A 23,968-nucleotide genomic window follows, 5' to 3' on the forward strand; every position below is an offset into this window, starting at 1 on the left:
TCTTCGCCCGTCATGGCAGCCGGCTCATGCACTGGTGTTGATACCACTCGCGTTCATCGTGGTGATCGCGGTGGCGGACTTCCTCGCCCCGACCTCGGTCCATCTGGGACCGCTCCTCGTCGTCGCACCCGCGCTCACTGCGTCGTTCGGGGGCCCGGTGATGACGGGGTTGATCGCCACCGTGGCGGTGGTGGCGCAGGTACTCGTCGACGCGCTGCACGGCGGCGTCGGCGGGCTCAACCACCAGGTGCAGATCGCCTCGCTGCTGGCGGTGTCGTCGCTCGTGGTCGTGTTCCGTTATCTGCGTGACCGTCACGCGCGGCAGCTCATCCAGGTCCGGTCGGTGTCCGAGACCGCGCAGCGGGTCATCCTGCGGCCGCTGCCTCGTGGGATCGGCCCCCTGCGGATCGCGTCGATGTACCTCGCCGCGACCGCCGAGGCCCGGATCGGCGGTGACCTGTACGCCGCCGCGCGCACGGCGGGCGGCACCCGCCTGCTCATCGGCGACGTACGCGGCAAGGGTCTGGCCTCCGTCAGCGACGCCGCGGTTCTGCTGTGCGCCTTCCGCGAGGCGTCGCACCGCCATTCGACCCTGCCGAAGCTCGTGGCGTACCTGGAAGGCAGTGTCTGCCGGAACCTCGCCGAACTCGCGGAGACGAACACGGAGAGTTCGGAGCGCTTCGTCACCGCCGCCATCATCGAGATTCCGGACGCCGAACCCGTGGTGCATGTGATCGACTGCGGTCATCCGCCGCCGCTGCTGCTGCGCCGCGGCGAGGTGTCGGCCCTCGAGCCGCACCAGACGGGGCCGCCGCTGGGGCTGGGCGAACTCGGCGCCGGTGAATACATCCCGCAGGCGTTCACCTTCGAGCCCGGCGACATCCTGCTGCTCTACACCGACGGCGTCGTCGAGGCCCGCGACGGTTCGGGCGCGTTCTACCCCCTCGCCGAGCGCCTGCCCGCGTGGGCGGGCCAGGATCCCGAGGCTCTCGTCCGGCTGCTCCATGAGGATCTCGTCGGTCACGTCGGCGGCAACCTGAACGACGACGCCGCGGCGATCGTGGTCCAGCGCCTGCCCACTGGGCCCCTTGGGCGAGCCCCCGGCCCTGCCGTGTCGCCATCGGCCGTGACGCTCAGTGACGCCGGTCCTGCCGGGCGGCGGCCACGGCGACCTGGCCGAGGCTGATGCCGCCGTCGTTCGGCGGCACCCGCCGGTGGGTGAGCACCTGCAGGCCGTGGCGTTCAAGGCCGTCGGTGACCCGACCCAGCAGGAGCCGGTTCTGGAAGACGCCGCCGGACAGCGCGACCGTGCCGATCCCCGTCGCGGTGGACAGCCGACGGCACGCGGCGACGGTGGCGTCGGCGAGCCCGTGGTGGAAGCGCGCGGCGACGGTCGCGGCCGGGACGCCGCCGCGCAGGTCGGCCACGACGGCACGGACCAGGTCGCCGACCCGGATGACCATGGGGTCTCCGTCGTCGATCGCGGCCGGGTAGGCGGCCGTCTCCGCGGGGTCGGCGCGCTGCTCGAGTTCGATCGCCGCCTGTCCTTCGTAGTCGACGGTGTCGCGGATGCCGAGGATCGCGGCGACGGCGTCGAACAGGCGGCCGGCGCTCGACGTGAGCGGCGCGTTCACGCCGGACCTCGCCACGGCCAGTACGTCGTCCCAGCCGCTGCGATGCCTGGCCTGGACGTCCAGGTCCGGCGGCGGAGCGCCGTCGTACGCCGCGTCCAGGTGGGCGGCGGCCATCCGCCACGGCTGCCGGATCGCGGTCGTCCCACCGGGCAACGGCACGGGGGCCAGGAGGCCCACCCGGGAGAAGCCCGCCAGGTCGGCGACGAGAAGCTCACCGCCCCAGATCGTGCCGTCGGCGCCGTAGCCGGTGCCGTCGTAGGCGACGCCGATCACCGGGCCGTCCTCCCGGTTGTCGGCCAGGCAGGAGGCGATGTGCGCGTGATGGTGCTGCACGCCCACGAGTTCCACGTCCTCCAGCGCCAGGGCGTACTTCGTCGACAGGTACTCCGGGTGCAGGTCGTGGGCCACGACGCGCGGCGTGATGTCGAACAGCCGCCGGAAGTGTGCGATCCCCTCGGTGAAGGAGCGCAGCGTCTCGTAGTTCTCCAGGTCCCCGATGTGGTGGGAGACGAAGGCGCGGTCGCCCTTGGCGAGGCAGAAGGTGTTCTTCAGCTCGGCCCCGCAGCCCAGCACCGGGGACGGCACCGGCCGGGCGAGCCAGACCGGCTGCGGCGCGTACCCACGCGACCGCCGCAGCGGGAGCTCCCGGCCTCCGACGACGCGGACGACGGAGTCGTCGGTGCGGATGTGGATCGGCCGGTCGTGCGTGAGGAATTGGTCGGCGATGCCGGCGAGCCGCTCGTACGCGTCGGCGTCGCGGTAGGCGATCGGCTCGTCCAAGACATTGCCGCTGGTCAACACGTACGGACGGCCGAGCTCTCGCGCCAGCAGGTGGTGCAGCGGCGTGTACGGCAGCATGATCCCGAGCTCGCGATTGCCCGGCGCGACCGCCTCCGCCACCGACGCGCCGGGCCGTCGGGGAAGCAGTACGATCGGGCGGCGCGGCCCGGTGAGCAGGCGTTCGGCGACCGGGTCGAGCAGGCAGAGCCGGCGGGCGGCGTCGAGATCGGGGACCATGACGGCGAACGGCTTGGCCTCGCGGTGCTTGCGCGAGCGCAGCCGCCGGGCCGCCTCCTCGTCGCCGGCGTCCACCGCCAGGTGGTAGCCGCCGAGCCCCTTCACAGCCAGAACGCCGCCCGCCCGCAGCACCTCCACGGCCGCCACGATCGGATCACTGGACGCCGACGCGCCTTCCCGACGCCGCACCTCCGCCGCCGCGATCGGATCACCGGAGGCCGGTGCGCCCTCCCGACGCCGCACCTCCGCCGCCACGATCGGGTCACGGGCCGCGCCCCCTCCGCCGGAGGCCGACGCGCCTTCCCGAAGCCGCGCCTCCGCCGCCGCGATCGTCACCCCGGACGCCGCCGCGCCGCCGATATGCGGTGCCTCGACGGCCGGGTCGCCGTCGGCCGTACCCGACAGGCGCAGCGTCGGGCCACAGGCCGGGCAGCAGGTCGGCTGCGCGTGGAAGCGCCGGTTCCCCGGGTCGTGGTACTCCGCCGCGCAGTCGTCGCACAGGGCGAACCCGGCCATCGTCGTCACGGGCCGGTCGTACGGCACGTCGCGGATGATGGTGAACCGCGGTCCGCAGTTGGTGCAGTTGACGAACGGGTAGCGGTACCGCCGGTCGGCGGGGTCGAACAGCTCGGCGAGGCAGTCCGCGCAGGTGGCGACGTCCGGCGAGATCAGCGTCGCACGGGTGTCCTCCCGGCGGCTCGGCGCGATGCGGAATCCTCGCTCGCCGCGGACCGGGAGCCGTGTGGCGGTCATCCGGTGGATCAACGCCAGGGGCGGTGGGTCGTCGCGCAGTCCCTCCTGGAACCGTGTCAGGGCGTCGGGCGGCCCCTCGACCTCGACGAAGACGCCGTGCGCGTCGTTGCCCACCCATCCGGCCAGGTCCAGCCGCCGCGCGAGCGAGTGGACGTACGGCCGGAAGCCGACCCCTTGCACGATCCCCTCGACGCGGATCAGCAGCCGAGCGGACGTTGATCGCATACGTCGAATGTTGCCCACGGCGTGGCGGCCCCGAGACCTGCCCGCAGCCGCCGTGGCCGAGAACTTACCGATCGGGCCGAGGCTTTACCGCCGGTTGTGCGAGACAGGGTGTTCCCCCAGAGCGACATGGACATAGCGTGACGGTACGGATCCGGAATGGAGTGTGTACATGACCGTGACACCACCCATGGAACGGGTCAGTCAGGCGTTCGCGCGGCGTGAGACGGCCGGCCGGATGCTCGCCGAGGACTCCGGGCGGGTGGCCCGCGCGTGCCAGGACATGGCGGTCCGCTTTCACCGCGGCGGAAAGCTGATCGCCTTCGGCAACGGCGTGGCCGGTACGGACGCGGCGCACGTCGCCGTCGAGTTCATGCATCCGATGATCGTGGGGAAGCGGGCGTTGCCCGCCATCGCGGTGAGCAATGACGCGGCGGCCATCACGGGGGTGGCGTGCCGCGAGGGGTTCTGCGAGGTGTTCGCCCACCAGGTGCGCCAGTGGGCGGCTCCGTACGACATCGCCCTGGGGATCTCCGCGGGCGGTCAGTGCGTCGACGTGCTCCGCGGCCTGGAGGCAGCCCATGACCTGGGGCTGCTCACGGTCGCGCTGACCGGCGGGGATGGCGGCATGCTGGGCCAGAGCCCGGCGATCGACCACCTGCTGATCGCGCAGAGCGACGATCCGGCGATCGTCAAGGAGATCCACGTGACGACGTACCACCTCCTGTGGGAGCTCGTTCACGTGTTCTTCGAACAGCCCGGTCTGCTCGGCCCGGAGGTGATCGGGTGACCGAGCGCGGTCCGTGTTCGGAGGAGGTCTGCGTCACCTGTTCCGACGAGGCCGTCCCCGTGACGGTGGTGCGCCTGCTCGACGGCGACCTCGCGGTCGCCGACACCGGTGGCGGCGGGTACGAGGAGGTCAGCGTCGCGCTGGTCGACGCGGCCGTCGGCGACACGATCCTGGTCCACGCGAAAGAGGCCATCGCGGTGGTGGCGCGGGGTGATCGGGGGGAGCGGCAATGACCGGGAGTGAGCCACCGGAAGGGATGCAGGAGCTGTACCCGTTCCTGTATTCGCGGGAGTCCGAGATCGAGACGGTGCTGGGCGAGGTCAGCCGGTCCACCGAGGAGAAGGCCGAGGAGATCGTACGGCTCCGGCGTGAGGTCGCGGAGCGGTCGGGGTTCCTGCTCGCGGAGTGCGCCGAGGCGATGGCCAAGAGGTTCGCCATGGGCGGGCGGCTGTTCACGTTCGGCAACGGCGCCAGCAGCACCGATGCGGAAGAGATCGCCGCCGCGTTCTCCAACCCGTCGCGCGGGCGGTCCCTGCCCGCGCTCTGCCTGACCACCGACGTCGCGCTGCTGACCGCGTTGTCCGACGACGTGAGCTTCGAGGTGGTGTTCGCCCGGCAGCTCGCCGCGCTGGGCGGCACCGGCGACATCGCGTTCGGCCTGTCGACGAGCGGCGAATCGGTCAACGTCATCCGGGCGGTGGAGGAGGCGGCCCGGCGCGGGATGCTCACCATCGCGCTCGCCGGCGACCAGGGCGGCAAGCTCGCCGAGCTGGCGTCCCTCGACTACCTGTTCGTGATCCCGTCGGCGTCCGTACACCGCGTCCAGGAGGCGCAGACGACCGTCTACCACGTCCTGTGGGATCTGACGCAGCACGCCCTCGGCAACTCGGTCTGAAGACGTCGCGGGCGCGTTCCCGTCTGCCGGAAGACCGGACTAATCCTCTCGTAATCCGAAACGTAGGGTTGTCGCGAGAGGAGTCATGACATGCGCGAGGTTGTGGTGTGCTCTCCGGTTCGTACGCCGGTGGGGCGTTTTGGCGGTGCATTGAAGGACGTCAGCGCGCAGGAGCTGGCGGCGACGGTGATCCGTGCGCTGGTCGAGCGCACCGGCGTCGACCCCCACGAGGTCGGCGACGTCATCCTCGGCAACTGCAATCCGAACGGTGACGCGCCGGCCATCGGCCGGGTCGCCGCCCTCGACGCGGGCCTGCCGGTGGAGGTCGCGGGAGTGCAGGTGGACCGACGGTGCGGATCGGGGCTGCAGGCCGTCGTGAACGCGGTGATGCAGGTCGCGACCGGCGTGAGCGACACCGTCATCGCAGGCGGCGCGGAGAGCATGAGCGGCGTCGAGTACTACGCCACCGGCCTGCGCTGGGACCGGCCCGGAGCCGAGATCAAGCTGATGGACCGGCTGGCCCGTGCCCGCGTCACGGCGGGCGGCGAGCACCACCCGGTGCCGGGCGGCATGCTGGAGACCGCCGAGAACGTCCGCGAACGCTATGAGATCAGCCGTACGGAGCAGGACGAGCTGGCGCTGCGCTCCCACGAACGGGCGGTGCGGGCGCAGGACAAGGGGCTGTTCGCCGACGAGATCGTGCCGGTGGAGGTCCGCGACCGCAAGGGCGTGCGGGTCGTCGACCGTGACGAGCATCCGCGGGCGGACACGACCCTGGAGCGGCTGGCCGGTCTCAAGCCGGTCATGCGCGTGGACGGCGCCACGGTCACCGCGGGCAACTCCAGCGGCCAGAACGACGGCGCGGCCGTCTGCCTGGTCACGACGCGGAAGCGGGCCGACGCGCTCGGCCTGACCGTTCAGGCCAGGCTGGTGTCCTGGGCCGTGGCCGGAGTCCCGCCGCACCTGATGGGGCTGGGCCCGGTGCCCGCCACCGAGAAGGCGCTCGTCCGTGCCCGGCTGAGCCTCGACGACATGGACCTCATCGAGCTGAACGAGGCGTTCGCCGCGCAGGTCATCGGCGTCCTGCGCGAGTGGGGGCTCGACGAGGCCGGCCTGGCCAAGCTGAACGTCAACGGCTCCGGGATCTCGTTGGGTCACCCGGTCGGCGCGACCGGCGCGCGCATCCTCACCACCCTGCTGCACGAGATGGGCCGCCGCGACGCCCGGTACGGACTGGAGACGATGTGCATCGGCGGCGGTCAGGGGCTCGCCGCGGTCTTCGAGCGGATCGCCTGACGCCCGTACGGGCGTGCGAGCATGACGACGGAGATCGGATCGAGCCGAGGAGGAGCCGTGGGACTGCTGGAGGGACGGAGCGCCGTGATCACCGGGGCGGCGCAGGGGATCGGGCTGGCCATGGCGCAGGTGTTCGCCGAGAACGGCGCCCGGGTGGTGATCGGAGACCGCGACCTCGACGCCGCCCGGGCGGCGGCCAAGGAGGTGGGCGGTATCGCCGTGGAGTGTGACGTCACCTCGGCCGAGCAGGTGTCGGCGCTGGTCGATCGGTGCGTGACGGAGTACGGCGGGCTCGACGTCATGGTGAACAACGCCGGGATCACCCGGGACGCCACCATGCGGAAGATGTCGGAGGCGGACTTCGACGCCGTGATCGACGTCCATCTGAAGGGCACCTGGCACGGCGTCCGCGCCGCCTCGCTGGTCATGCGGGAACGCGGCCGAGGCTCGATCGTGAACGTCTCGTCCATCTCCGGGAAGGTCGGGATGGCCGGCCAGACGAACTACAGCGCCGCGAAGGCGGGCATCGTCGGCATGACCAAGGCCGCCGCCAAGGAGCTCGCCCACCTGGGCGTACGGGTCAACGCCGTGCAGCCGGGGCTGATCAGGACGGCGATGACGGAGGCGATGCGGGCGGACGTGTGGGAAGGCAAGATGCGGGAGATCCCGATGGGACGCGCGGGAGAGCCGGTCGAGGTCGCGAACGTCGCGCTCTTCCTTGCCTCGGACCTGTCGAGCTACATGACCGGTGCCGTCTTGGAGATCGCTGGCGGACGCTTCATGTGATCAATTGATTCGGCGGTATTTGCAGTTACAAGAGCTCGATTCATGACATCTGACGCGTAGAGTAGCGTTTGAAACGCAACCGCAGATGCGATTCCAGCATCCCCGGCCTCTGCCGCGCTCCGGTCCCTGGACGGAGGCCGATGCGAGGCTTCCATGGATGTCACGAAATCCGATCAGCTCACCCGACGGGATGCGCCGCGCCTCCCGGGTGAGCTGACGAGTTTCGTGGGGCGTCGGCATGAGGTGGACGAGGTCAAGCGCTTGTTGTCGGCGTCGCGGTTGGTGACGTTGACGGGTGTGGGCGGGGTGGGCAAGACCCGGCTGGCCGGCCGGGTGGGGGCGATGCTGCGCCGGGCGTTCCCCGACGGGGTGTGGCTGGTGGAGCTCGCCGATCTGAACAATCCCGATCTGCTGGTGCCGGCGGTGTGTGAGGCGTTGCGGATCCGCGACCATTCGGCACGTCCCGCGCTGGAAGTGCTCATCGATCACCTGCGCGATGCCCAGGCGCTGGTGATCCTGGACAACTGTGAACATCTGATGCCCGGCTGCGCGGTGCTGGCCGATGCGCTGTTGCGGTCGGCGCCGGGCCTGCGGATCCTGGCCACCAGCCGCCAGCCGTTGGGTGTCGGCAGTGAGCAGACGCTGCCGGTGCCGACGCTGCCGGTCGTCTCGGGTGATTCGGTGGTGGCCGGGGATGCGGTGCGGTTGTTCGCCGAGCGGGCCGAGGCGGTGGTGCCCGGCTTCGCGGTGACCGAGGACAACCGGGAGATCGTGGAGCGGATCTGCCGGCGGCTGGACGGGCTGCCGCTGGGGATCGAGCTGGCCGCGGTGCGGTTGCGGGCGTTGTCGGTGCAGCAGCTCCTGGCGCGTCTTGATGACCGGTTCCGGTTGCTGACCTCAGGGTCGCGGGCGGTGCTGCCGCGGCATCAGACGTTGCGGGCGCTGATCGATTGGAGTTATGAGCTGTGCACCGAGGCCGAGCGGCTGGTGTGGGCGCGGATCTCGGTGTTCTCCGGCGGCCTGGACCTGGAGGCCGCCGAACAGGTGTGCGCCGGGGACGGGATCGCCCTGGAGGACATGCTGGACCTCGTGGGCGGCCTGGTCGACAAGTCCGTACTGGTCCGCGAGGAACAGCCCGGGACCGCCCGGTACCGGCTGCTGGAGACCATCCGCCAGTACGGCCGTGAACGCCTGACCGCCTCCGGCACCGAAGACCTCGTCGAGGAACGCCACCGCGACTACTACCGTGACCTCGCCGCGGACGCCTGGACACGCCTCTTCGGACCCGACCAGGTCGCCTTGCTGACCCGGCTGCGGGTCGAACACCCCAACCTGCGGGTGGCCCTCGAGTACTCCTTCAGCCGCCCGGGCGAGGGCGCCATCGGCCTGCGGATGGCCGCCGACCTGCTCTACCACTGGACCACGAGCTACTACCTCACGGAGGGACGCGGCTGGCTCGAACGCGGCCTGGCCGCCGAGACCGAACCCGACGCTACGCGCGCCCACGCCCTGTGGGCCAACGCCTGGCTGGCCATCATCCAGGCCGAGCCCGGCGCCGCTCTGAGAATGCTCGAGGAGAGTAAGCGCATCGGGAAGACCCTGCGGCTGGACTCCGTCGACGCCTACGTCGCGCTCTTCTGCGGAATGGTCGCCATGTACGAGGGCGACCCCGACGCGGCGATCCCGTACTTCAAGACGGCGGTGGCCCAGCACCAGAGGACCGGTGACCTGGTGGGCCAGGCCCTCGGACTGATCCGGCTCTCCCTCGCCTACTCCTTCCGTGGGGACTCGGAGTCGGCGATCGAGTACGCGGAGGAGAGCCTGGCCATCTGCGACGCGTACGGGGAGCGCTGGCACAAGGCGTACACGATGATGGCGCTCGGCGTGGAGGTCTGGCGGCAGGGCGACCTGGACCGCGCGCTGGCTCTGGAGGAGGAGAGCCTGCGGTTCAACCGGGAGCTCGACGATCTCCTCGGGGTCGGAGTGAACATCGAGGTCCTGGCCTGGATCGCCGCGTCGGAGGAACGATTTCCGCGAGCGGCCCGGCTGCTCGGCGTCCTGCGGACGATCTGGCGGAGGGTCGATGCGCCGCTGTCCGGGTACGGGCATCTGGCGCGCTACCACGACGAGTGTGAGACCCGCACGCGTACGGCCATGAGTGAGCAGGCCTTCGCCTCCGCCTGTGACGAGGGGGCCGCGCTCCCCTTCGAGGGGGCGCTCGCCTTCGCCTTGGGCGAGCGGCAGCCGTCCGCGGCGGGTTCCGGCGGATCACCGTTGACCCCCCGTGAGACGGAGATCGCCCATCTCGTCGCCGAAGGCATGAGCAACAAGGAGATCGCGGCCAAGCTGGTGATCGCGCAGCGGACCGCCGAGGGCCACGTCGAGCACATCCTGAGCAAATTGGGCTTCACCTCCCGCGTCCAGGTCGCGACGTGGGTCGCGGAGCACGAGCGGACCGGCGGCGAAGGACGCCCGGACGGGTAGACCACCATGGTGCACGAGCCCTGCGCGATGACCGAATCCCACGCCGACGAGTCGGCCTTCATCGGACGCCGGCATGAGCTCGCCGAGATCAGGCGGCTGCTCGGACGGACCCGGTTGCTGACGCTGACCGGCGCGGGCGGCGTCGGCAAGTCGCGGCTCGCGCGGCGCGCCGCCGAGATGCTGAGCGCGGGCTATCCCGACGGTGTCCAGGTGATCGAGTTGGCCGGCCTGGAGGACGGCGACCTGCTCGAGTCGACGGTGGCATCGGCCCTGGGGCTCCGGGCGGCGCAGCGTCCCATCGGCGCCGCGCTGCTGGACTACCTGGCGGACAAACGGATGCTGCTCGTCCTGGACAACTGTGAGCACCTGCTGTTCGCCTGCGCCGCCCTGATCAACCAGATGCTGCGGCACACGCTGCGGCTGCGCATCCTGGCGACCAGCCGGCAGACGATCGGGATATACGGCGAGCAGCTGCTCCGGGTGCCGTCCCTGGCGGTCCCCGCCTGCGACGAGTCGCCCCGGAAGATCGCGCGGCGGGAGGCGGTGCGGCTGTTCAGCGACCGAGCCGCCACCGTCAACCCCGACTTCACCGTCAACGCCACCAACGCCACCACCCTCGCCCGCATCTCCGCCCGCCTCGACGGCATCCCCCTCGCCATCGAACTCGCCGCCGCCCGCCTGCGCACCACCCCCATCGACCAACTCCTCCGCGAACTCGACGACCGCTTCACCACCCTCACCGGCGGCAGCACCACCGCCCTCCCCCGCCACCAAACCCTCCGCGCCACCATGGACTGGAGCCACGACCTGTGCTCCCCCGCCGAACAACACCTCTGGGCCCGCCTCGCCACCTTCCCCGGCGGCGTCGACCTCGACACCGCCGAAGAGATCTGCTCCGGTGACGGGATCGCGCCTGATGAGATCTTCGACCTGATCTCCGGCCTGGTGGACAAGTCAGTGCTCACCACCCAGCAGGTCCGCACCGCGACGCGGTACCGGATGCTGGAGAGCATCCGCGCGTACGGCCGCGAGCACCTGACGCCTTCGGAGGAGACCACGCTCTGCCACGCGCGCTGCGCCCACTACCGGCGGCTGGCCGACGCGAACCGGATCGACCGCATCGTGCCCGATCAGGTGTACCGGTACTGGCTGCTGCAGACCGAGATCGCCAACCTGCGCGTCGCCCTGGACTCGTGCTTCACCCGGGCGCACGACCCCGGGGCCGGGCTCGACATCGCCTCCTCGATGTGGTCGTACTGGGTGATCACCGGCACCATCACCGAGGGACGGCACTGGCTGGATCGCGGCCTCGACCTGACCTCCAAGAGCGATCCGGTGCGGTTCACCGCGCTGTGGGCCGACGCCCTGCTCGCCATCTACCAGGGCGACGTCGCCAGCGCCCGCTCCTGGGTCGCCGAGTGCCGCGCGCTCGCGGAGCAGTCGCGCGACGAGTCGTCCCTCGCCTTCGCCCTCCAGATCGCCGGGGTCTTCGCGTGCTCCGCCGGTGATCCCAAGAAGGGCTACGCGCTGCTGGAAGAGGCACGGAACCGGCACCGAGCGCTCGGCGACTTCGACGCCCTCGCCCTCAACCTGTACCTCGCCTCGGTGTACTGCTCGGCCACGGCCCCGCACGAGGCGGCCGTCCTCGGCGAGCAGCTCATCGCGCTGTGCAATGAGCGGGGCGCCCCGCTGTTCCGTTCGTACGCGCAGTTCGGCGTGGCGATCGCGGCCTGGATCCAGGGCGACTGGCGCCACACGGAGGCGATGATGCGCCAGGTGGCCATCCCGTGGACCGTCATCAACGACCGCTGGGGGCTGGTGCAGTTTCTGGAGGTGATGGGGTGGACCGCCTGCAGGCGTGGTGATCATCTTCGCGCCGCCCGGTTGCTGGGTGCCGCCGACGCCGTGTGGCAGGCCGTACACGCCTCCCCGATGGTGGTGCGCTACAGCGAGGAGTCGCATCGGAACTGCGTCGAGCATACGCGCCAGGTGCTGGGCGGCCGGGCGTTCGCGGACGCCTTCCGGAGCGGAGCACGGCTGGGGCTCGACCACGCGATCGCCTTCGCGCTGGAGGAGGAGCCGGCCGTCGCGGCGACGGCTTTCTAAGGCCGCGAGGTCTCCCCCCAGGAAGAGGCCTTACCCAGAAAGACGCCGAGACCGGTATACGGGGGACATACCGGTCTCGGCGTCTCTGTGGGGGTTGGAGCGTCTCGAGCTCTCAGGGGGAGGTCGGGGGAGATCATGTCCCGATCGGCTCGCAGATCCGGGGGCGGCAGCGTCCTGGCGAGGGGGCCCGCCTCCGGCCCCCGGATCCTTTGCGAGGCATCAAACGGGTATCGCTGTCGGTATTTACTGCCACCTCCCTCACATGTCGGCGTTGTCGTCCTGAGATGGTCCGCTCGTCCGGAGTTCGAACCAGACGACCTTTCCGTGCTCCGTACGGGTCGTTCCCCAGCCACTGGACAGCAGAGCGACCAGATGGAGCCCGCGTCCGCCCTCCTCACCCTTGCCGACACGGCGGATGCGAGGGGCCGACGCGGCGTCCTCGTCATGAACTTCGAACCGCACCGCGCCGTCCCGCACGCGTACGGTCAGATCGATCCGACCCTCCGCGTGGCGTACGGCGTTGGTGACGAGTTCGCTGACGAGGAGTTCGGCGACGTCACGCTGATCGCCGAGCCTCCAGTGCTCCAGCTGCTCGCCGGTGAGCCGGCGAGCGAGCCGCACAGAGGAGGGCGATGGCGGAAGCGGCCAGGAGACGGCGGCGTCCTGGCCGCTCCCCGACTCGGCAGGGGGAACGGCGAGCTCGTCATGGGGGACGGTGGCGTCGAACGTCTGCCATGCGCACCGCGGTGCGCGATGGCCGTCCGACTGCTGCTCGCTCATGAGGGGACCGGTGAACTCGATGAGCCGATTCATGGCGCCCGCCTCTCGCCGGTGGGCAGCACCCCACCCTGCCTCGGGCGGAGGCCGACGAGGCGCGTCGTGTCGCGGACCGGACGGTCCGCGGGCGGACACTGTGGTTGGTGCTGACACATCGTCTCGTTACCTTCGGTCGTCGCCATTCGGAATCGGCTATGACCACGAGCATGCTCGGTCATCGCAGCATTGGGGACGGGGAAAACACCCGTATGGGTACGTATTCCACCTAGGTAGTCGAGACGTAGGTATCACCGGCGCGGCCCGCAGGCCCCCTCGCGACGGGGCGGTGACCCCGGCGGAGACCGTATCAGTAGGCCTCGAGCAGGGCGATCGACGCTCCCTGGGGATCCCGGATGATCGAGAAACGGCCCCGGCCGCCCGGCACCTCCACCAAGGCGCCGGGAACCGCCGCGCCGAGGGCCGCCGCGCGGTCCCGGCTCTCCTCGAGATCCCCGACCCGGACGAAGGGCAGCCACCCGAACGGGTCCTCCAGCGTGGCGGGCAGCACCTCCGCGACCCGCGTCCCGTCGGCGAGGTCGAAGACGGCCGCGTCGCCCTCGGGCGAGAGCGTCGCGGACCAGCCGATCACCTGCTCGTAGAACCGGGCGGAGGACCCGACGTCCGGGGTGCGCAGCCGGGCCCAGACGAAGGCGCCCACCTCCCGGGACGGCACCGGTTCGGTGAGCGGGTGCAGCACTGCGAAGATCGCCTTATGCGGGTCGAGAATCGGCGCGAGACGGCCGACGCCGGGAACGTCCGCGGGCTCGCCGCTGGTCACGATGCCGCCGGCCGCCGCGGCGCCCCGAGCGACGGCGTCGACGTCCGCGACCGCGACGAAGGGGGTCCAGTGGCTCGGAATGCCGGGTTTGACGTCGCTCGCCCCGCCGACCGGGACACCCGACGCGCGGAAGGTCACGCCGGTCGGCACCGCATCGGCCGACCACCCGAGCAGCTCCCCATAGAACCGGGCCGCCGCGGCGGGGTCGGGAACCCGCAGCTCATGCCATACAAAACGACCGTCGGTCGCCATGTCCGTTCCTCCATACGTCTACACTAAAGAGCATCTGCGTTTGTGCAGATATCAACTTAAGGAAGATTTTCGATGCGGTCAATGCCCGAGGACGCTCACGAGGTCTACCGGCGGTACCTCAGCGCGGTCGTGCTGCATGGACAGGCCAGCGCGGCGGCGGTGGGCCTCGGCGCCACCGACCTGTACGCGATCAACGTCCTCCAGCTGTCCGGCCCCATGACCTCCGGCCTGCTCGCCGCGCACACCGGGCTCACGACCGGAGCGACGACACGGCTCATCGACCGGCTCGAACGCGCCGGTCACGTACGGCGGGTCCCCGACCCCGCCGACCGCCGGAAGGTCGTGATCGAGCACGTCTCGCGGCCGATCGGAGTGGACGAGGCCGTGGACCCGGCGCGACGGAAGGTCGGCGAGATCCTCGCCGGGTACTCCCCCGACGAGGTCGCGACGCTCTTCGACTACTTCCGCCGGGCGGCGCGGGCGTACCAGGAGGCGACCGAAGAGCTTCGCACCAGGACCACCGAGGACGACGGTTGACGTAGGCTCAATAGACGTGAGCGGTGACAGGAGGTGGGCAGGCGTCCGATGGGCGTCTCTGCGCCGCCTGCTGCTCATGGGACTGCTCGTGGCCGGACTGTTCGCCATGCACGGGCTGCAGGCGTCGGACGGCCCGATGGACTCCCACGGCCTGCCGCTGATGTCCATGGTGAGCGGGCCGGACGGCTCCATGACGTCCCACCATGCCGCGGAGCCCGGCCACGAGAAGGCCGGTGCCGGACCGCGCTCACCCGTCTCTCCGACGCCTCACCACCCCGGCGGGCGCACCTGCCTGGGCCTACTGCTCGTCGCGTCCCTGCTGATCCTGCTGACCGTCCTCATCGGGCGGTCCGCCCTTCGGCGCGCCCCAAGCCGTCGACGGGCCCGGCTGCGCCGCCGGCACGGCGGGCGCCCGCCGCCCACACCGTCGGTCTTCCAACTCTCCGTACTCAGGCTGTGACAGACGTCCTGGCTCTCCCCGAGCCGCGACGTCTCTTCACCACATCCACGTACGGAAGGTAGATATACCGATGAAGCGCGCTTTCTCCCTGCTCGTCATCCCGGTCGCCGCGTTCACCCTCGCCGCCTGCGGCGGTGGGAAAGACGACTCCGGGCACTCCATGAGCGGCCACTCGATGCCGGCTCACTCGATGGGCGCGAGCTCCGCGCCGTCGGCGTCCGGGCACAACGCCCAGGACGTGATGTTCGCGCAGATGATGATCCCGCATCACCGGCAGGCGCTCACGATGGCGAAGCAGGCCGCCGCCAAGGCGTCCTCGCCGGAGGTCAAGAAGCTCGCCGGTCAGATCGAACGGGCGCAGCAGCCGGAGATCGAGAAGATGACCGGCTGGCTGCGGACCTGGGGCGCGTCCCCCTCCTCCGGCGACATGGGCATGGACCACGGCTCCGGCATGATGTCCGAGCAGGACATGAAGAAGCTGGGAACGCTGTCCGGCACGCCGTTCGACAAGGCGTTCCTGCAGATGATGATCCAGCATCACCAGGGCGCGGTCACCATGGCCAAGACCGAGCAGGCGAGCGGATCGTCCGCCGACGCCAAGGCCCTCGCCTCCTCGATCGTCACCTCCCAGTCCGCGGAGATCGAGACGATGAGGAAGCTCCTCGCCTCGATGTGACCCAGGGCGTCCGTCCGCTCCGGCGACCCGGGGCGGACGGACCGGCCCGTCAGGGTCGGGGGCGATTCTGGATCAGGGCGTTCCGGTCGAGGGTCGCGATCTAGGACACCCGATGAGGACGGCCCTAAAACTAGGCCGAAAATGGCCAAAAGCGGGTCGGTTTCGGCGCGGCCGAGCTCAGCGTGCGGGACGCGTCAGGCCTGCGCGGCGCGCGGCCGTGCTGATCGCGGTGACGTCGGCGTCCGGCCAGCCGATCTGCTCGGCGAACCCGCGGACGATCCCGGCGGTCACCGCGCGGCGCTCGGCGTGCGTCAGGAGGCGAGCGCAGGCGGCCTGGAACGGCGCGTTCGCGCGGGGAATCCGCTCCCGCAGCCGACTCTCCATCTCCCACGCAGTGTCCGAGCGGACGGCGAACCGGCCCAACGTGGCGGCGATGCCGTCGTCCTCCAGGCCGGGCGGGTACGGCGCCCTGCGCCACGTCGCGTCGACGTACCAGTAGACGAAGCCGAGCTCGCCGGCCTCAAGGTGATCCTCCAGCCGCTCGTACGGCAGCCAGTCGGGGGCTCCGGCGAGCACGTCGACCGGTGGTTCATGCCACTTGGTCCCGCCCACCTGGTCCTCGCCGAACAGCACGGCCCGCCCGTCGCCCCGCCACGTCATCGCCGCCCAAGTGCTGCCGACGGTGTCCAGGTGCAGCCCGTCGTCGTCCAGGCGGTAGCCGGGCCGGCCCGCTCCCGGAGTGGACAGGACCGCGGCCAGTGCCGCCCAGCGCGCCCAGATGACCTCGGCGGACGGCAGGTCCTCCGGACGTCCCGGACGGCGTACGGTCATCCCGGCTCCCGTTCACGAATCGACGGCGTTCCCCGTGGCCCGAGTTGGACGCCGCGCCGCGATGATCAGTTCCCCCTCGCCGGACCCGCAGCGGCTCCTGCACCTAGACGAGCAAGAGGGCCGCCGATCGGATCGGCGGCCCCTGCCGCATCGGCGAGTGCTCGACTCACCCGATGTCTCTGTCGGTGACGTTGCCGCTGTTCTCGACGGTGCTGTTGCGCACACCGCCGGCCGCGCCGGGGCTGCCGGTCACGTTGCCGACGCCGCCGACACTCGTGACGTTGCTGTTGCGGTTGCTGATGTTCGAGCCGGGCCGCTCACCGGGGAAGAAGGGCTCACGCGCGAAGTCGTGTCCCCGGTAGTGAGGATGCCGGAAGTGGTGCCGGTGATGCGGGTAGCGGAAATGCCGGTAGTGCCGATAGTGCCGGTAGCGATACGGACGGTAGTGCCGGTAGTGCCGGTAATGGCGGTAGTGGCGCCGATGGTGGTCGTACGTGAGCACGTTGCCGGCACCACCCTTGGCCATCGCCACGATCTGGCTGTGGGCGGACGCCACCGTGGCGCTCTGCGACGCCGTCGCCGGCGACGCCAGCATGAGTGCGCTCGCCGTGGCCGCGGTCGCGAGGCCGGATGCGACCCAAGTTCTCCTCAACACGTTGAGCCTCCTCTTTACCAAAAGCGCATAACGTTCCGAGGTGGCGACCCTCTTGGGCCGCGTCGCGGGAGGCGAACATATACGCCATTATTGCTGGATAAGCCGGAGATAGCGCAATAAACCAGTAACGTAACTTTAAATCGCCCTTTTCAAACCCGACACCTATGGGCGACTCGACGCCGAGGGCACAGGCATGGCCTGTGCCCTCGAATCGTCGTCGTCTCATCTCCTACGGTCGGTCACTCAATCTCGCTACCGGAGACGTTGCCGCTGTTCTCGATGGTGCTGCCGGAGACGCCGCCGGTCGCGCCGGGGCTACCGGTCACGTTGCCGACGCCGCCCACGCTCGTCGTCTCTTCGCCGCCGCCAGCACGCTCGGTCCCGATCGGGCTTTCCGTCACGTTGCCGCTGCCCCGGATGGTGCTGCCGCCCCGCACGCCGCCCTGGGCCTCCGCGCTGCCGGTGATGTTGCCGACGCCACCGACGCTCGTGACGCCCCGTCCGGGTTCACGGAGAGGCTGGCGAGGCTCCAGCGGGCGCTCTTCCACGAAGCGCGGCTGCTCGCCCATTCCCATCTGCGGGCCGCGGACGTTCCCGCTGCCGATGACCGTGCTGCCGGTCACGCCGCCGCGGGCGCGTTCGCTGCCGGTGATGTTGCCGACGCCACCGACGCTCGTGATGTTCTCGTTGCGGTTGCTGATGTTCGTGCCGGGCCGCTCACCCGGGACGAACGGGCGCTCCGGGATGAAGCGCGGGCGCTCCACCACCCTGACGCGCTCCGGTCCCCTGATGAAGCGCGGGCGCTCGACCACCCTGACGCGCCCCGGCACTCTGACGAAGCGTGGCCGCTCGACCACCCTGACGCGCGGCCGCTCTCTCATTCCGACGCGCGTGCGGACGACGTTTCCGCTGCTCGTGATTCTGCTGCGGGACACGCCACCTCGGGCGCCCGCGCTGCCGGTGATGTTGCCGACGCCGCCGACGCTGGTCACGTTACGCCCGCGACGTCCTTCGCCGTCGCTTGCGGGAACGGCGGAAACGAGGTTCCCCGCGGCGGCTGCCACGGCGCCGGTCGGGATCGCGGTACGGCTCTGAGCGTGTACAGGCGAGGCCATGAGGAGGCCGCTCGCCACTGCGGCGGCCGCAAGGCCGCACACGGACGCTTTCCTCACCACAGTTGAGCCTCCTTTGTATCGGAATGGCATAGAGCCCTAAAACACGACAGCCCTTGATTCATTAGCCAGGGGTCGCCAATGGCCATCATCCCTCGCGAATCGGCACATAACACTACGTACAGGTAATATGTCCCCAAACTAGGGGCCTATAGGCTCGTTCTATCGGTGGCTATTGGCGGCGTCCTGACCGGCGCAAAACGCCGCCGTGACCGAGGCTCGCCGAGCACATCCACAGATTCCGTCAATGGGCAAAGTCTCGGTTCAGGAGAGAGGAGATGTTGACTCTTCCTCGAGCCGGCGGCCGAGCGCCCGAACCCGCTCGGCGATCTCCGGAGCGGCGTCGAGGGTGAACTCGGCGCCGAGGGCCGCGATCGCGGCGACGTACTGCACGACCAGGTCGGCGGACTCCGCGCTCAGCCGGATCGCGCACCCGTCGGCGCCCCGATCCTCGACCTCCCCCGGGATCGACGCGAACACCCCGGCCCGTACGGCGTCGGCGGACAGCCGGACGGTCATCCGCGCGGTATGGCGGTACGACGCGCCGGCGAAGACGCGGGCGAGATAGGCGGCCGGATCCGGCGCGGGCAGGTCCCGCGGCGCGAAGCGGCGATGGGCGGGCGTGGGGCGCTCCATCCGGTCCACCCGGAAGGTCCGCCAGTCCGCCCGCTCCGGGTCGTACGCGATCAAATACCACCGTCCCTGGAGGGTGACCAGGTGGTGCGGCTCGACGCGGCGGGCGCCGACCTGGTCGGACCGGTTCCGGTAGTCGAAGGAGAGCATCTCGTGGTCGCGGCGGCACCCCGCGATCACCGCCAGGACGGCGGGGTCGGCGCGGGGCACGTCAGGGCGGGGAACGGCGACGGTGGCGTCGCTCAGCGCGGCCAGGCGGGGCCGCAGCCGCGCCGGCAGGACCTGCTCCAGCTTGGCCAGCGCCCGCGTGGAGCTCTCCTCGAGGCCGGCCACGCTGCCGCCCGCGGCCGTCGCCAGGCCGAGCGCGACCGCGATCGCCTCATCGTCGTCCAGCAGCAGGGGTGGGAGGTTACGTCCCGAGATCAGCCGGTAGCCGCCGGCCGTACCGGTCGTGCTCTCCACCGGGTAGTCGAGCGCGCGCAGCCGTCCGACGTCACGGCGCAGCGTACGGTCGGTGACGCCCAGCCGCTCCGCGAGCTCGGCGCCGGACCACTCCCGTCTGCCCTGCAGGAGGGACAGCAGGCGCAGCAGCCGGCCGGGCAGGTCCTTGCGGGTCTCGCTCATGGATCCAGATTCCCATCCCCTCCGGACAAGATGTGTCCGGAAGGGCCTCTAACGTGGCCGTCATGAGCGAGACAGTGAGGGATCCGGACATCGACCGGCTCACCGGCCACGTGTACCTGCCGGAGGCCGACGGCTACGACGGCGAGCGCCTCGGGTTCCAACGGCTGAACCCGCACCGGCCCGCGGCGATCGTGGGAGCGGCCGGTCCGGAGGACGTGCGGGCCGCCGTCGCGTTCGCCGCCGCGCGCGGCGTACGCGTGACGGCGCAGGCCAGTGGGCACGGGCTGGGCCGCACGCTGGAGGACGGCGTGCTGATCAACACGCGCCGGATGTCCGGGGTCCGGGTGGATCCCGAGGCGCGTACGGCCTGGGTTGAGGCCGGCGCGACCTGGCGTCACGTCGTCGAGGCGGCCGCGCCGTACGGGCTGGCGCCGCTGTCCGGGAGCTTCCCCGGCGTCGGGGCCGTGTCCTACACCCTGGGCGGGGGCGTGGGCCTGATGGCCCGCCGCCACGGCTTCGCCGCCGACCACGTGCGCCGGTTCGAGGTCGTCACCGCCGACGGGCGGCTCCGGGAGGTCACCGCGGAGTCCGAGCCCGACCTGTTCTGGGCACTGCGCGGCGGTGGCGGCGGATTCGGCGTGGTCACGGGCATGGAGGTCGACCTGCTGCCGGTGAGCACGATCTTCGGCGGCGGCCTGTACTTCGACGTCGCGGAGGTGCCGGACGTCCTGGAGGCCTGGCGGCGGTGGACGGAGACGGCACCGGAGGAGCTGACCTCGGGCGTGACCGTGCTGTCCTACCCGGACCTGCCGATGTTGCCGGAGGCGCTGCGCGGCCGGCATGTCGCGCACGTCCAGGTCGCCTACCTGGGCTCCGAGGCGGAGGGCCGGGAGCTGGCGGCACCGCTGCGCGCCCTCGGCCCGCGTCTGAAGGACACGCTGCGGGTCCTGCCCTACACCGAGTCCGGAACGGTGTTCGACGAGCCCGACCGGCCCCACGCCTACCGGTCACAGAACCGCCTGCTGCGCGCGCTCGACCCGGCCGCGCTCGCGACGCTGCCACAGACGGCGGGCCCGGCGGCCCCGGTGATGTGCGTGGTCGGGCTCCGGCACCTCGGCGGCGCACTCGCGCGGCCACCCCGGATCGCGAACGCCGTCGGGCACCGAGAGGCCGCCTACCTGCTCAACATCCTGTCCCCGGTGGAGCCGGGCGAGGAGGACAAGGTGCACGCCCTGCACGACGACATCCTCACGCCGTTCGCCGGCGAGGCCCTCGGCCGGTCCCTCAACTTCAGCTACGGCCTGCTCGGCGAGGACGAGGTGCGGACGGGGTTCGCGCCGGAGACCTACCGGCGGCTCACCGAGCTCAAGGCGGCGTACGACCCGGAGGGCGTGATCCACGCCAACCACGCGGTCGGCCGACGCTGAGAGCCCGGCGAGTCCCGGCCGGGCCGTCGTGCGCGGTGGTCGGTCGCGGTCAGCCCAGCTGGATGGAGCGTTTGGCCATGCCGAGCCAGAAGCCGTCGATGACGCTGCGCTGGGTGCCGAGCTCGGCCTCCCCGGCGCCGAGGGCGACGAACAGCGGCGCGAAGTGCTCCGTACGCGGGTGGGCGAGGCGGCCGGCCGGGGCCCGGTGCTCGAAGTCCAGCAGCGCGTCGAGGTCGCCGGCGGCGAGCGTCTCCCGTCCCCAGGCGTCGAACTCCTTCGACCAGCCCGGTGCGTTCTCCGGGTTCGGGTCCATGGAGAGGGCGCGCAGGTTGTGGGTGAAGAAGCCGCTGCCGACGATCAGCACGCCCTCGTCGCGCAGCGGCGCGAGGCGGCGGCCAAGGGCGAGGAGCCGCTCCGGGTCCAGGGTCGGCATGGAGATCTGCAGGACCGGGATGTCGGCGTCGGGGTACATCTCGACCAGCGGGACGTACGCGCCGTGGTCCAGGCCGCGCTCCGGGTCCTCGTGGACCGGGCCGTCCACCAGCTTGCGGACCTTGTCCGCAAGCTCGGGTGCGCCTGGCGCGGGGTAGGTGACCTGGTAGTAGTGCTCGGGGAAGCCCCAGAAGTCGTACGTCAGCGGGACCGTGCGGGTCGCGCCGACGGCGAGCGGGGCGGACTCCCAGTGCGCCGACACGACGAGGATCGCCTTCGGGCGGGGCAGACCGGCCGACCAGGCGGCGAGCTGGCCGGGCCAGACCGCGTCGTCCGCCAGGGGCGGCGCCCCGTGGCTGAGATAGATCACCGGCATCCGTTCGGACATGGCGACCCTCCAAGTGATTGAACGCTCAACTTACCTTCCCTAGAGTACGCGATTTATTTGAACTCTCAACTTTTCTGTCCAAGTGATGGTGAAGAACCCGACAGAGACGGAGCCGCTCCCTCACCTGGTGGACCGACTTCGCTACCGTCGCGAGCATGCGAGTCTTGGTGATCGGTGCCGGCATCGTCGGCGCGGCCGTCGCCGCCGGGCTGACCCGCCGTGGCGCGCGGGTGACCGTGCTGGAGGAACGTTTCCCCGGCGCGGGCACCACCGGCACGTCGTTCGCCTGGGTCAACGCGAACGACAAGGACCCCGAGGCCTACTTCGCGCTGAACCACACCGCCGTCCACGCCTACCACGCGCTCGGCGGCGACGGCTTCGTCCCCACCGGGCACCTCGAGTGGGCGAACGGCGAGACACGCCGCCTCGAACTGAGCGCCCGCGTGGAGCGGCTCCGGGACCGCGGATACGCCGTCGAGCGGATCACCGCCCACCGGGCCGCCGAGCTCGAACCCGACCTCGCCGCCCAGCCCGACGGCACGGACTACGTCTACTTCCCCGAAGAAGGACACGTGATCCCCGCGGTGCTCCTCGCCCGGCTCCTCGGCGAGACAAGGGACCATGGCGGCCGCGTGGAGACCGGTGCGGCCGTACGCGAGATCAAGTCAGGGCGCGGCGGGGTCAATGTGACGCTCGCCGACGGCGGCGTCCGCGCCGCCGACGTCCTGGTGACCTGCGCCGGCCGGTGGACGGGCGCGCTCGTCGACGTCCCCGTGCTCGACCCCCGCGTGTCGGGCACGGTCACCAACGGATTCCTCGTCACGACCACCCCGGTCCCCGTCCGGGTGGCGCGTGTCCTGACCGGCGACCGCCTGAACGTGCGCCCCGACGGCGGCGGCCGGCTCATGCTCCAGGCCCCCGACCTCGACGACGCCGCCGACCCCGAGACGCCACCGCCGGACGACGTCGGTGCCGAGATGCTCGCCCGGCTGCCGGAGGTCCTGACCGGCGCCGACGGCGCGCGGGTCGAGCGCACCCGCGTCGGGCAGCGCGCAATGCCCGCCGACCGCCTCACCATCGCGGGCTTCGCCGACCCGGAGACACGCGTCTACACCGTCGTGACGCACAGCGGGATCACCCTGGCGCCCCTCCTCGGCGACCTGGTGGCCGGTGAGGTGTACGGCAAGGAGTCGGCCCTGCTCCGGCCCTTCCGGCCGGCCCGGTTCACCGAGCCGGCGGGGGCCCGGCCCGTCGAACCCGCCCCCGTGCCGGTTCAGTGGCCGATACAGCTGGAACGACGGTAAGCCCGGCCCGGGGATTCGGGAACACACTTCTAGGATCCTGAAAGCGACGATCCGTACGGAATGGTCCGCGGCTCGGCGGGGATGTGGGTCGTATGAGTCCCGGTGGGTCCCATGAGTGACGCTCTGCTCGAGTTCGCCGCGGAGCTCCGCTTCTTCCTGCCTCCGGTGTCCCGGAACGGATCGGTCTCCGTCGCCCTGGACGGGACCTCCTCCCTCGGGCACCTGGTGCAGTCCCTCGGCGTCCCGCTTCCCGAGGTGGGCGAGCTCACCGTCGACGGCCGTGCGGTGCCGCCGTCGTACCGCCCCCGGGACGGGGACCTCGTCCAGGTGTCCGCGGTGCGCCGGCCTCAGCCCCTGCCGGTCACCCCGCCCCGCTTCACGCTCGATGTCCACCTCGGCACGCTGGCCCGGCGGCTGCGGCTCGTCGGCGTCGACACCGACTACCACAACGACATCGACGACGACGCTCTGATCGACCTGGCGAACCGGGAGAAGCGGATCCTGCTGACGCAGGATCGCGGACTGCTCCACCGCCGGAAGCTGTGGTTCGGCGCGTACGTTCGCGGGACGGACCCGGAGGCGCAGTTCAACGACGTCCTCGACCGGTTCGCGCCGCCGCTCGCGCCCTGGAGCCGGTGCACCGCCTGCAACGGCCTGCTGGCCCCGGTCGGCAAGGAGACGATCGAGCACCTCCTGGAGCCGGGCACCCGGCGCAGCTACGACGACTACGCCCGGTGCGGGGCCTGCGGCCGTCTCTACTGGAAGGGCGCCCACCACGACCGGCTGGCGGCGATCGTGGAGGCGGCCCGCCGGGCTTAGCCGAAGCGGCCCGGCGAGCCGACGAGAGCGACTGCAGGGCCGACCCGATGCCCGGCGGCGAGAGCCGCCGCAGGGCCGACCTGATGCCCGGCGGCGAGAGCCGCCGCAGGGCCGACCTGATGCCCGGCGAGAGCCGCTACAAGGCCGACCCGATGTCCCGGCGGCGCGCCGGTGATGACGA

Annotated in this window: 22 protein-coding genes; 14 read left to right on the top strand and 8 right to left on the bottom strand. The window is 71.2% G+C overall.

Going from position 1 to position 23,968, the window contains the following annotated elements; all coding sequences use genetic code 11:
* The first annotated feature begins 34 nt into the window (after window positions 1-34).
* A complete protein-coding gene (locus tag ACQP2O_RS52885) occupies window positions 35-1,186 on the top strand; it encodes a PP2C family protein-serine/threonine phosphatase (RefSeq protein WP_433177994.1) in 1,152 nt (383 codons plus the stop codon).
* Here ACQP2O_RS52885 and hypF read toward each other — a convergent pair.
* Window positions 1,134-3,629, bottom strand: coding sequence for a carbamoyltransferase HypF (hypF, locus tag ACQP2O_RS52890; protein WP_433177996.1), 2,496 nt, complete (start codon window positions 3,627-3,629; stop codon window positions 1,134-1,136). The two genes, ACQP2O_RS52885 and hypF, sit on opposite strands and share 53 nt — an antisense overlap.
* A 169-nt stretch (window positions 3,630-3,798) precedes the next feature.
* Here hypF and ACQP2O_RS52895 point away from each other — a divergent pair, with 169 nt between their 5' ends.
* The 7 genes from ACQP2O_RS52895 to ACQP2O_RS52925 all read left to right on the top strand — a co-directional run bounded on the left by ACQP2O_RS52895 (window position 3,799) and on the right by ACQP2O_RS52925 (window position 11,983).
* A complete protein-coding gene (locus ACQP2O_RS52895) occupies window positions 3,799-4,416 on the top strand; it encodes a D-sedoheptulose-7-phosphate isomerase (protein WP_433177998.1) in 618 nt (205 codons plus the stop codon).
* A complete protein-coding gene (locus tag ACQP2O_RS52900; protein ID WP_433178000.1) occupies window positions 4,413-4,649 on the top strand; it encodes a HypC/HybG/HupF family hydrogenase formation chaperone in 237 nt (78 codons plus the stop codon). Before ACQP2O_RS52895 ends, ACQP2O_RS52900 begins: the two co-directional genes overlap by 4 nt.
* Entirely contained in the window at window positions 4,646-5,311 is a 666-nt protein-coding gene (locus ACQP2O_RS52905; protein WP_433178003.1) for a D-sedoheptulose-7-phosphate isomerase, read from the top strand. Before ACQP2O_RS52900 ends, ACQP2O_RS52905 begins: the two co-directional genes overlap by 4 nt.
* Before the next feature lie 90 nt (window positions 5,312-5,401).
* Complete coding sequence (locus tag ACQP2O_RS52910; protein ID WP_433178005.1) at window positions 5,402-6,607, top strand: acetyl-CoA C-acetyltransferase; 1,206 nt, start codon at window positions 5,402-5,404, stop codon at window positions 6,605-6,607.
* Between the two features lie 57 nt (window positions 6,608-6,664).
* The gene (fabG, locus tag ACQP2O_RS52915; protein WP_433178007.1) at window positions 6,665-7,393 is read left to right on the top strand and encodes a 3-oxoacyl-ACP reductase FabG; all 729 of its coding nucleotides are present in this window, start codon (window positions 6,665-6,667) and stop codon (window positions 7,391-7,393) included.
* A gap of 225 nt (window positions 7,394-7,618) precedes the next feature.
* Complete coding sequence (locus ACQP2O_RS52920) at window positions 7,619-9,877, top strand: ATP-binding protein (protein ID WP_433178009.1); 2,259 nt, start codon at window positions 7,619-7,621, stop codon at window positions 9,875-9,877.
* 27 nt (window positions 9,878-9,904) lie between these two features.
* Complete coding sequence (locus ACQP2O_RS52925) at window positions 9,905-11,983, top strand: ATP-binding protein (RefSeq protein ID WP_433178011.1); 2,079 nt, start codon at window positions 9,905-9,907, stop codon at window positions 11,981-11,983.
* 258 nt (window positions 11,984-12,241) lie between these two features.
* Here ACQP2O_RS52925 and ACQP2O_RS52930 read toward each other — a convergent pair whose 3' ends face one another.
* Window positions 12,242-12,796, bottom strand: coding sequence for an ATP-binding protein (locus ACQP2O_RS52930; protein ID WP_433178014.1), 555 nt, complete (start codon window positions 12,794-12,796; stop codon window positions 12,242-12,244).
* Between the two features lie 310 nt (window positions 12,797-13,106).
* A complete protein-coding gene (locus ACQP2O_RS52935; protein WP_433178015.1) occupies window positions 13,107-13,829 on the bottom strand; it encodes a VOC family protein in 723 nt (240 codons plus the stop codon).
* Window positions 13,830-13,910: 81 nt separating this feature from the next.
* On the opposite strand from ACQP2O_RS52935, the gene ACQP2O_RS52940 reads away from it, so the two are divergent.
* From ACQP2O_RS52940 to ACQP2O_RS52950, 3 genes are all read left to right on the top strand, one after another.
* Window positions 13,911-14,366 carry a MarR family winged helix-turn-helix transcriptional regulator gene (locus tag ACQP2O_RS52940; protein ID WP_433178016.1) on the top strand — a complete coding sequence of 152 codons (456 nt, stop codon included), beginning with the start codon at window positions 13,911-13,913 and terminating at the stop codon, window positions 14,364-14,366.
* Window positions 14,367-14,382: 16 nt separating this feature from the next.
* The gene (locus ACQP2O_RS52945) at window positions 14,383-14,826 is read left to right on the top strand and encodes a DUF6153 family protein (protein ID WP_433178018.1); all 444 of its coding nucleotides are present in this window, start codon (window positions 14,383-14,385) and stop codon (window positions 14,824-14,826) included.
* Window positions 14,827-14,896: 70 nt separating this feature from the next.
* On the top strand, window positions 14,897-15,502 hold the full coding sequence (locus ACQP2O_RS52950; RefSeq protein ID WP_433178021.1) for a DUF305 domain-containing protein: 606 nt from the start codon (window positions 14,897-14,899) through the stop codon (window positions 15,500-15,502).
* 177 nt (window positions 15,503-15,679) lie between these two features.
* Here ACQP2O_RS52950 and ACQP2O_RS52955 read toward each other — a convergent pair whose 3' ends face one another.
* From ACQP2O_RS52955 to ACQP2O_RS52970, 4 genes are all read right to left on the bottom strand, one after another.
* Entirely contained in the window at window positions 15,680-16,333 is a 654-nt protein-coding gene (locus tag ACQP2O_RS52955; RefSeq protein WP_433178023.1) for a hypothetical protein, read from the bottom strand.
* A gap of 166 nt (window positions 16,334-16,499) precedes the next feature.
* Window positions 16,500-16,988 carry a hypothetical protein gene (locus ACQP2O_RS52960; protein ID WP_433178025.1) on the bottom strand — a complete coding sequence of 163 codons (489 nt, stop codon included), beginning with the start codon at window positions 16,986-16,988 and terminating at the stop codon, window positions 16,500-16,502.
* A gap of 239 nt (window positions 16,989-17,227) precedes the next feature.
* Window positions 17,228-17,980 (bottom strand): hypothetical protein, encoded by a 753-nt coding sequence (locus ACQP2O_RS52965; RefSeq protein ID WP_433178027.1) that lies wholly within the window; start codon window positions 17,978-17,980, stop codon window positions 17,228-17,230.
* A gap of 444 nt (window positions 17,981-18,424) precedes the next feature.
* Window positions 18,425-19,417, bottom strand: coding sequence for a helix-turn-helix transcriptional regulator (locus ACQP2O_RS52970; protein ID WP_433178028.1), 993 nt, complete (start codon window positions 19,415-19,417; stop codon window positions 18,425-18,427).
* Between the two features lie 62 nt (window positions 19,418-19,479).
* Between ACQP2O_RS52970 and ACQP2O_RS52975 the strand changes: the two genes are divergently transcribed.
* Entirely contained in the window at window positions 19,480-20,844 is a 1,365-nt protein-coding gene (locus ACQP2O_RS52975) for an FAD-binding oxidoreductase (RefSeq protein ID WP_433178030.1), read from the top strand.
* Between the two features lie 49 nt (window positions 20,845-20,893).
* Here the strand turns inward: ACQP2O_RS52975 and ACQP2O_RS52980 are convergent, their stop codons facing one another.
* Complete coding sequence (locus tag ACQP2O_RS52980; protein WP_433178032.1) at window positions 20,894-21,664, bottom strand: dioxygenase family protein; 771 nt, start codon at window positions 21,662-21,664, stop codon at window positions 20,894-20,896.
* Between the two features lie 155 nt (window positions 21,665-21,819).
* On the opposite strand from ACQP2O_RS52980, the gene ACQP2O_RS52985 reads away from it, so the two are divergent.
* Together ACQP2O_RS52985 and ACQP2O_RS52990 are read left to right on the top strand one after the other, a co-directional pair.
* Complete coding sequence (locus tag ACQP2O_RS52985) at window positions 21,820-22,968, top strand: NAD(P)/FAD-dependent oxidoreductase (RefSeq protein ID WP_433178034.1); 1,149 nt, start codon at window positions 21,820-21,822, stop codon at window positions 22,966-22,968.
* Window positions 22,969-23,079: 111 nt separating this feature from the next.
* Entirely contained in the window at window positions 23,080-23,787 is a 708-nt protein-coding gene (locus ACQP2O_RS52990; RefSeq protein WP_433178036.1) for a Mut7-C RNAse domain-containing protein, read from the top strand.
* Window positions 23,788-23,968 lie beyond the last annotated feature (181 nt).

Source organism: Actinoallomurus sp. CA-150999 (genome assembly GCF_050942425.1).
GTDB lineage: Bacteria > Actinomycetota > Actinomycetes > Streptosporangiales > Streptosporangiaceae > Actinoallomurus.

What these genes read in the sequence shown, in the direction of transcription:
- hypF (WP_433177996.1), bottom strand. Translation starts at nt 3,629, where the DNA reads ATGCGATCAACGTCCGCTCGGCTGCTGATCCGCGTCGAGGGGATCGTG.
- ACQP2O_RS52895 (WP_433177998.1), top strand. Translation starts at nt 3,799, where the DNA reads ATGACCGTGACACCACCCATGGAACGGGTCAGTCAGGCGTTCGCGCGG.
- ACQP2O_RS52905 (WP_433178003.1), top strand. Translation starts at nt 4,646, where the DNA reads ATGACCGGGAGTGAGCCACCGGAAGGGATGCAGGAGCTGTACCCGTTC.
- ACQP2O_RS52910 (WP_433178005.1), top strand. Translation starts at nt 5,402, where the DNA reads ATGCGCGAGGTTGTGGTGTGCTCTCCGGTTCGTACGCCGGTGGGGCGT.
- ACQP2O_RS52925 (WP_433178011.1), top strand. Translation starts at nt 9,905, where the DNA reads ATGACCGAATCCCACGCCGACGAGTCGGCCTTCATCGGACGCCGGCAT.
- ACQP2O_RS52930 (WP_433178014.1), bottom strand. Translation starts at nt 12,796, where the DNA reads ATGAATCGGCTCATCGAGTTCACCGGTCCCCTCATGAGCGAGCAGCAG.
- ACQP2O_RS52935 (WP_433178015.1), bottom strand. Translation starts at nt 13,829, where the DNA reads ATGGCGACCGACGGTCGTTTTGTATGGCATGAGCTGCGGGTTCCCGAC.
- ACQP2O_RS52940 (WP_433178016.1), top strand. Translation starts at nt 13,911, where the DNA reads ATGCCCGAGGACGCTCACGAGGTCTACCGGCGGTACCTCAGCGCGGTC.
- ACQP2O_RS52950 (WP_433178021.1), top strand. Translation starts at nt 14,897, where the DNA reads ATGAAGCGCGCTTTCTCCCTGCTCGTCATCCCGGTCGCCGCGTTCACC.
- ACQP2O_RS52955 (WP_433178023.1), bottom strand. Translation starts at nt 16,333, where the DNA reads ATGACCGTACGCCGTCCGGGACGTCCGGAGGACCTGCCGTCCGCCGAG.
- ACQP2O_RS52970 (WP_433178028.1), bottom strand. Translation starts at nt 19,417, where the DNA reads ATGAGCGAGACCCGCAAGGACCTGCCCGGCCGGCTGCTGCGCCTGCTG.
- ACQP2O_RS52975 (WP_433178030.1), top strand. Translation starts at nt 19,480, where the DNA reads ATGAGCGAGACAGTGAGGGATCCGGACATCGACCGGCTCACCGGCCAC.
- ACQP2O_RS52980 (WP_433178032.1), bottom strand. Translation starts at nt 21,664, where the DNA reads ATGTCCGAACGGATGCCGGTGATCTATCTCAGCCACGGGGCGCCGCCC.
- ACQP2O_RS52985 (WP_433178034.1), top strand. Translation starts at nt 21,820, where the DNA reads ATGCGAGTCTTGGTGATCGGTGCCGGCATCGTCGGCGCGGCCGTCGCC.
- ACQP2O_RS52990 (WP_433178036.1), top strand. Translation starts at nt 23,080, where the DNA reads ATGAGTGACGCTCTGCTCGAGTTCGCCGCGGAGCTCCGCTTCTTCCTG.